Source organism: Rivularia sp. UHCC 0363, assembly GCF_034931125.1.
Lineage (GTDB): Bacteria > Cyanobacteriota > Cyanobacteriia > Cyanobacteriales > Nostocaceae > Rivularia.
In genome coordinates this window covers 58,747-67,039 of the sequence record NZ_JAYGHM010000045.1, presented here as the reverse complement: position 1 = coordinate 67,039, position 8,293 = coordinate 58,747, and the positions used below count along the sequence as shown (strand labels likewise).

Below are 8,293 nucleotides of genomic sequence, written 5' to 3'. Positions count from 1 at the left end.
CTCCCCCTCTCCCCCTCTCCCCATCCCCCCTATTCCATGAAACTAGCAATTTTCGATATCGACGGTACGCTTACCCAAACGAACGATATAGATACTCAATGCTATGTAAAAGCTTTTGCAGAGGAATTTCAAATTACAGGAATTAATACTAATTGGAGTGATTACGGACACACTACTGATTCAGCGATATCTATCCAGATTTTTCAAGATTTTTGGGGACGCTCTCCCAAAGAAGAGGAACTACTAAAGCTGAAAAATTGCTTTGTAGAACTGCTGAAGTCGAGTTATGCAGTCGATAATATAATGTTTTTAGAAACACCTGGAACGTTGCATATGCTGCGTAAAATTGCGGATGCGGATTGGGCGATCGCACTTGCTACGGGTGGATGGTTGGATTCTGCTAGGATGAAACTCGAAGCGATCGGATTAAAAAACCGCAGAGACGCAGAGAAAAGAAGTAGAGAGATACAAGGGGGTGTACCGATAGCTAGTGCTGATGATAGTATTTCACGGGAAGAAATTGTCAAAACGGCTATATCTAGAGCTAAGGAAAGGTATGGTGTTGCCGATTTTGACAAAATAGTTTGCATCGGGGATGGAATTTGGGATGTTCTCACAGCGGTACAGTTGCAATTACCTTTTGTCGGGGTTACTAGTAATCAACAGGTGCTACAAGATGCTGGAGTAAAGCAAATTATTACAGACTTTACCGATTTTGATGAATTTATAGAAGCCCTAAATAATGCTAGTATTCCCCAGCAGCAATTACAGATACAAAAATCTTCTTTACCAGCAAGTTACTTTGAAGCCCTTTACAGTCACGACCCTGACCCGTGGAAGTTTGAAACCAGCGAGTATGAAGCAAAAAAATATGCTGCTACCTTAGCTGCTTTACCAAAACAGTATAATAATGCTTTTGAAATTGGTGGTTCTATTGGTATTTTAACTGAGAAATTAGCAAGCAAATGTAAATCTTTACTTTCAGTTGATGCATCTAAAATTGCCCAAGAGCAAGCAATTGAGCGTTGTAAACATCTCAATCAAGTGCGGTTTGAGGTAATGTGCTTACCGCAGCAATTCCCTGAAGAAATGTTTGATTTAATATTAGTTTCTGAAGTTGGTTATTACTTGTGTTGGGAAGATTTGCTTACAACACGACAAATGATTTTAGAACATTTAGAACCGGGGGGACATTTATTATTAGTGCATTGGACTCTTTATGCTCAAGATTATCCTTTAAACGGCGAGCAAGTACATGATGCTTTTATGGAATCCACCCCCGATAAACTACGACATTTAAAAGGACAACGAGAAGAACAATATCGTTTGGATTTATTTGAGCGGGTGTCAGTATAATTCGTAATACCCTTCCCTACGGGACACCTTGCGGTGAACGGGAACACAGAAAGGTGAGTATAATTCGTAATTCGTAATTAATGCCCCATAAATTAAATTTAGGGGCTTCGGTAGAGTGGGGGCTTCAGACCTTAAAATTTTACTCGGTGAACGTAATTCGTAATTATAGTACCAATAGAGATATTCTACTTTGCGTTCCTTTGCGTTTACCTTAGCGTTCCTTTGCGTTTCGCAAATCTTCCAGAAGCTTCCGCAACTGTGGAATAGCTTCTTGAATATCAACCTCACCCCAACGAGCAAGCCAAATTCCTTGTTGTAAAGAACGTTGTTCGACACGTTCAAACAGAGAATTGAAGGATTGAGGCTGATGCAATTGTTGGGTGAGCCATTGAGTATCTACACCAAAAGTATCTGCTAATTCTGCTATATTTTGAGTTGGTGAATAACCCTTGAGAATACACCACCAAAGTATCCACAATTGATGACGCGCTCGAAAACGAGTTGCGATCGCTTCACCTGGTTCAACTAAGAAAGCCTGACTTCCCGTTTTTGTCCATTCATTCAACTGGTTGGCTAAACCCACTTCACTGCGTCCAGTAAGTCTAGCGGAAGTCTTAACTTTGACTAGCGGACTATGGCGAAATCTCGCATTTACACGTAGTAAAGCCCGGTAAAAAGCTTCATCTTCGGGAGTTCTGACGGGGGGTAATCCTCCAGCTAAAGCATACATTTCTACCGTGACTGCTAAACTAGCTCCGTAATGTTGAAAGTGTCGGGGAAATAAATCGTAAGGATTTGGATTAAGATAACTTTCTAATTCTGCAATTAAATAACGGTAGCCGACTTCTCGCAAATAGCAAGCTCTAACATTTGGGTGTAATGCACTGCGTTGATTGCTATGAATAGTAATTCTTCCACCAACCGCATCTACCCCGCGATTGATTTCGGATAAATTAGCAGCTATCCAGTTAGAACTAACCTGAGAATCACCATCAGTCGAAGCAATTACCCCGCGTTTACGTCCCAAACCGTGCAAACGATGGTATGCTTCATCCATCAACATCTTGCGGACTCTGCCGATGTAAGCTTGAGTTGGGGGTAGAGTTACTTCAACTACGTGCAGCGCTAAATCTGGATTTTGGGCTGCGAAATTATTGGCGATCGCGGCTGAATTATCACTACAATTATTCGCTAAAACAATGATTTCATAACGTTTCGGGTCAAAACGTCGTCCGTACAAATCTATTTGCTTACCTAAAGCCTTAAGAGTACTGTGAAGGGTTTCGGCTTCATTCCGAACCGGAACAATTGCACATACCTCGCATTCTCTTAGCGGTGGTGTTTTTACTAAAGGTTGAGTAGATAGTTTTTGGGATATAGCTTCTCGTGTGACTATTTGTAAAAGCTTATCCATAGAAAACTTCTCTTGATTCGTTCAGAACCAAATAATTGCTGTTCATTTATAATTCAAGCTTTTAGAGATATTTAATACAGTTTTAGTTTCATGTTTTTTTAATTATTTTTACTCTGCCTAAAGTGATATTATTATTAGTATCGATCTATAAAAATATCAGCAAAATAATACTTGATTAATTGACCAATTTATAATTAATATTTCGCAAGACATATATCTTAGGATTATTTAGATAAAAATCTTGTGGGATAAACGAAATTTTGAATAGTAGATGGGTTTATACTGCCTAAATACTGATAAAGACGTTACAGTGCAACGTCTCTACAAAGTTGGTTTTAAAACGAATTATTTTTTCTTAATCGGAATCTCTACTACAAATTCTGCTCCTTTATTCGGAGATGAATGAAAATACAGCTTACCATCATGTTTTTCAGTAACAATTTGATAACTAATTGAAAGTCCTAAACCCGTACCTTTACCTACTGGTTTAGTCGTAAAAAATGGGTTAAATATTTGGTCTTGAATCTCTGGTGGTATACCAGAACCGTTATCTGCAATAGAAATAGTTACCCAATCTCGATCGATGACTGATGTTGATATCTGAATTTTACCGGGATTTAATTTTATTTCCTCGGGACTGCGCTGTTTATTATGTTCTTCTAAAGCATCGATCGCATTTGTTAACAGGTTCATAAATACTTGATTTAATTGACCTGGATAACACTTTACGAGTGGTAATACTTCATAGCTTTTAACAAGCTCTATTTCAACAGTATGTAGTTCTGGTTTGAGTCGATTTTGTAAAATCATTAAAGTACTATCAATACCATCATGAATATCAACTTCCTTAATTTCTGCTTCATCCAGACGCGAAAAGTTGCGTAAAGATAAAACAATTTCACGAATGCGATCGGTTCCTACCTGCATTGATTTAAATAAGCTAGGAATATCTTCAAACAAGAATTCTATTTCTGTTTCTTTGAGATATTCTTGAATTTCTGCAACTGGTTGCGGATAATGCTGCTGATACAGTTTCAAACATTTCATCAATTCTTTAGTATATTCATCAGCGTGTTGCAAATTGCCGTGAATAAAGCCGACTGGATTATTTATTTCGTGAGCAACACCCGCGACTAATTGACCTAAAGAAGCCATTTTCTCGGATTGAATCATTTGAATCTGAGCTTTTTGTAAGTCTTTCAAAGTTTGAGTTAACTGCTCGGCTTGTTCGCGGGTTTTTCCTAACAAATTAGCTTGTTTCAAAGCGACACTTAACTGTGCTGCTACTTGGGTAACAAACTTAATTTCCTCATCTTTCCAATTACGATAATGACCGCATTGATGAACGCATAAAAGTCCCCACAAACGTTTACCTTCCATCAAAGGAATTAAAATATACGCTTTGACTTGGAATCTTTCTAAGCTTTCAATATAGCAATCTTGATACCCAGCTTTATAAATATTGGAAACGGCTAAAACTTTTCCTTGAGCATATTGAGGGACGTAACTTTCACCAAAACAATGGTCTTCAAAGCGCAAATGTAATGCTGGGTCAAATTCGGCTAATACGTCTTCGGCAATAAACTCACCATTGCAATATTTGCTATTTTCTTGAAATCGAAATACTGCTACTCTATCAACTCGCAAGCTGCGTCTGATTTCTTGAGCGGTTGTTTTAAAAATAGTTTCTAAATCCAGAGATTCGCGAATCTTAGCAACTACATCAAACAGAATCTCTCGCTGTTGCGCCGATTGACGCTGTTCGTCAGCGCGAGTTTGAGTTTGAGAAAGCAAATTTGCACTTTGAATTGCTACTCCTAATTGATTGGCAACTTGAGCTAAAAATTCAACTTCTAAATTCTCCCATTCACGGGTTGCTGTATGTTGATAAGCTCCTAATAATCCCCATAGATTACGCCCTAAAAAAATCGGAGTTAAAGCATAAGCACGGATTTTAAATTGTTCCAAAATATCTAAATGACATCTTACGTGTCCGGCTTGATAAATGTCGTTTACCGCAAAGCTTTCATTATGGCGATATCTACCACCCTTTGTTTCTTGTAAATGAGTATCTTGCCAAAATAAATTTTTACCAAAAGGGTTAACATTAGTCCAATTAACTTCAGGAATCCCAAAATTACTGACAAATTCGCCACTCCAATCTTCATTAAACCGATAAACCCCAACTCTTTCCACTTGTAACAGTTTACAAACTTCCTGGCAGGTAGTTTCTAGAATCAAATCTATGTTAGAAAAAGACCGAATTTTTGTAACCACATCAGTCAAAGTCCGCTGTCGTGCAATCGATTTTTCTAAAGCTAATGCTTGTTGTTTCGACTGTTGTAAAAATTCCGCTTGCTGAATCGCAACCCCAAGCTGTCCTCCCACTTGAGACAAAAATTCTACTTCGTAATCTAGCCATTGACGCGGCGAAGAATGTTGATAAGCTGCCAATAAACCCCATAATTTAAGACCAATAAAAATTGGCGCTAAAGTGTAAGCCCGAATTTTAAATTGCTCTAAAATATCTATATGACAGCGCGTATGTCCTGCTTGATAAATATCAGTAACCGCAAAGGTTTCATTATTCCGATAACGTCCTCCTTTTGTTTCTTGTAAATAAGTATCTTGCCATACTAAATTCTTGCCAAAAGGATTAGTAGTTTCCCATTGGGATTCCACTGTCCCAAAATGACTAATAAATTCGCCACTCCAATCTTCATCAAATTGAAAAATTGCCGCTCTTTCTAAATTTAATAGCTTGCAAAGTTCTTTACAGGTCGTATCAAAGATAAACTTAGTATCCAAAGATGAGCGAATATTGCCCACCACTTCCATCAAAGCTCGTTGTCTTGCAACGGCGTTTTGTAACTTCGTATTTTGCTGCTTACTCTGTGCAAAAGTTTCCGCTTGCTGCATTGCTATTCCCAAATAGCTACCAGCTTGATGCAAAAATTCTACTTCATCATCTAACCATTGACGCTGTTGAGAATGTTGATAAGCCGCAAGTAACCCCCACAATTTTGTACCGACAAAAATAGGAGAAATAGCATAAGCACGAATCTGAAATTGTTCGAGTGCTTCTATATGACAGCGAGAATATCCCGCAACGTAAATATCTTCTATTGCATAAGGCTCATTTTTTATATATCTTCCACCCTTGGTTTCTTGTAAATGGGTATCTTGCCAAACTAAGTTTTTCCCAAAAGAGCGAATCTCATTCCAAGGAATGCGTGCAAATCCGAAGTTATTAACAAAACTTCCACTCCAGTCTTCGTTAAACTTATAAACTGCTATCCTTTCAACACCCAAAAGCCAACAAATATCTTGACTAGTATCCGCACAAAGAGATTCCAAATCCACCGAAGCACGAATTCTACTGAGAATCCGGTTAAGTTGCTTTTGATACTGCTTTGTGCGCTGTAATTGTTCCTGGCATTCTCTTACGCTTATAAATGTTGATTCGTAAACGTTTTCTGTCATGGGAATTAAAATTGTATATTTTACTGTTTATTTTATTGTTCCCAGTTAAACAGATAATTTATCTAAGTTTGAAATATTTTCTGTTTTCAAAAACGTCTAATTTAGCTATATAAGTAAATTTACTTAACTAAAAACTCAGGAATAGGGTTACTCGAAGATAACGAATTTCTGTGATTAATCTTCCCTATTTCCTACTTCCTATTTATTTTTTATGAGTAATCGGAATCTCGATTACAAACTTAGTTCCCTTCATCGGAATAGAATCAAAAGATAATTTACCACCATGTTTATCTGTAACAATTTCATAGCTGATAGATAGACCCAAACCCGTTCCTTTACCTACTTGTTTCGTCGTGAAAAACGGATCGAAAACTTTTTTACTAATCTCCGAGGGAATACCACAAGCATTATCTGCAATCGCGATCGCAATAAAATTATTATCAAGTTTTTCAGTAGAAATTGTAATCTGATTGGAGCTATTATCTTGTTTTTCTTCAAAAGCATCGATAGCGTTAGCAATTATATTCATAAATACTTGATTTAACTGACTCGGATAACATTCTACAAGAGGAATATCACCATATTCTTTGATAATTTGAATTTCATCATGTCCGGAAGCTGCTTTTAATTGACTTCCTAGAATCATCAAAGTACTATCAACTCCATCATGAATATCAACCTTTTTAAATTCAGCTTCATCAAGCCGAGAAAAGTTACGTAAAGATAAAACTATTTTATAAATTCTTTCAGTTCCCACCTCCATCGAATCCAGTAACTTCATAAAGTCATCTTTGATAAAATCTAGGTCAATCTCTGTAATTTTATCTTGAATTTTTGGAGAACTTCGAGGATATTCTTGCTGATAAAGTTCTAATAATTCTACAAAATCTTGAGCGTATTCTCTAGCAGGAACAAGATTACTATAAACGAAGCTAACCGGATTATTAATTTCATGAGCGACTCCCGCTACCATTTGTCCCAAACCAGACATTTTTTCAGTCTGAATCATCTGAGCTTGAGTGCGTTGAAGCTGCAATAATGTTTCTTCCAACTGCTGAGTTTGTAAACTTAGCTTTGTTTCTATCAGCTTTCTTTCAATAATTTCTTTTTCCAAAGCTACATTTAACGCTGACAATTTAGGAACATTAGGAATAGCTAACAGCTTCGGTGTTAACCAAAAAAGTAATGCTGCCGTACCTAAAGATACTACCGCAGTCGAAGCTTTTAACCACCCCGAAACCCAATAATTGGGATGCCATAAAGTCCAAACTTCGGCTAAATGCGTAAAGCCACACAAAACAATAAAAGCACCAAAGCAAAGAAATATCCAATCGAAAGGAACATCTTCTCGTTTATTAACTATATAAACAAGCATGATGGGAATTAAAAAATAAGCCACCGTAATCAATGAATCTGAAATTAGATGCAGCGACACCAACCCAGTTTTCCACAGATAACAATGTCCGTGAGGAATAAATATCGTAGATAGCATTTTGATATAGATGACTAAATAGACAAAGAATGCATTCTCACCGAGTAAAATTTTAAGGTCTGAGCAAGACGGATTTATCCGTGGTAATGACTCTACCGAAGCCCCTAAATTTAATTTATGGGGTATTAATTACGAATTACGTTCACCTTTCTGTGTTCCCGTTCACCGCAAGGTGTCCCGTAGGGAAGGGTATTACGAATTACGAATTATACTCACCAGTTTAACCTTGAAAAGCTTGAATAACCAGGGTTATTCGGCACCGATCTTCTAATTAGATAAGTTTCCTTGACATTAAGAAATGAGGAGAGGGAAAAGAGGGGGTAGAAAAAAGTTAGAACTCACTTACTTATAATTATTAATTAAAGGTTTTAATTCAAAAGAAACGCATCCGTTGTTAAAATTTAAAAGCATAGTAATTGTAATTAATTTTCGGTACTCCGCGACATTAATTCCGATCGGTAATGCACTTGTAGTGTCCGGGTCTCGCTCCCTGGTAACAATAAGATCGCCAGACGCTCGCACTACGCTGGTTGTAATTAGCGAGCAAG

The 8,293-nt window shown here is 37.3% G+C and carries 5 protein-coding genes; 1 reads left to right on the top strand and 4 read right to left on the bottom strand.

What is annotated here, in order from left to right:
- Nucleotides 1-1,356 (top strand): SAM-dependent methyltransferase (locus tag VB797_RS22930; RefSeq protein WP_323240053.1); only part of this gene is annotated, 1,356 nt, incomplete at its 5' end.
- Between the two features lie 211 nt (nucleotides 1,357-1,567).
- Here VB797_RS22930 and VB797_RS22925 read toward each other — a convergent pair.
- The 4 genes from VB797_RS22925 to VB797_RS22910 all read right to left on the bottom strand — a co-directional run.
- On the bottom strand, nucleotides 1,568-2,770 hold the full coding sequence (locus tag VB797_RS22925) for a glycosyltransferase (RefSeq protein WP_323240052.1): 1,203 nt from the start codon (nucleotides 2,768-2,770) through the stop codon (nucleotides 1,568-1,570).
- 345 nt (nucleotides 2,771-3,115) lie between these two features.
- Nucleotides 3,116-6,253 (bottom strand): GAF domain-containing protein, encoded by a 3,138-nt coding sequence (locus VB797_RS22920; RefSeq protein WP_323240051.1) that lies wholly within the window; start codon nucleotides 6,251-6,253, stop codon nucleotides 3,116-3,118.
- A gap of 202 nt (nucleotides 6,254-6,455) precedes the next feature.
- On the bottom strand, nucleotides 6,456-7,745 hold the full coding sequence (locus VB797_RS22915) for a sensor histidine kinase (RefSeq protein WP_323240050.1): 1,290 nt from the start codon (nucleotides 7,743-7,745) through the stop codon (nucleotides 6,456-6,458).
- 342 nt (nucleotides 7,746-8,087) lie between these two features.
- The coding region (locus VB797_RS22910) for a hypothetical protein (RefSeq protein ID WP_323240049.1) at nucleotides 8,088-8,293 on the bottom strand (206 nt) is incomplete at its 5' end.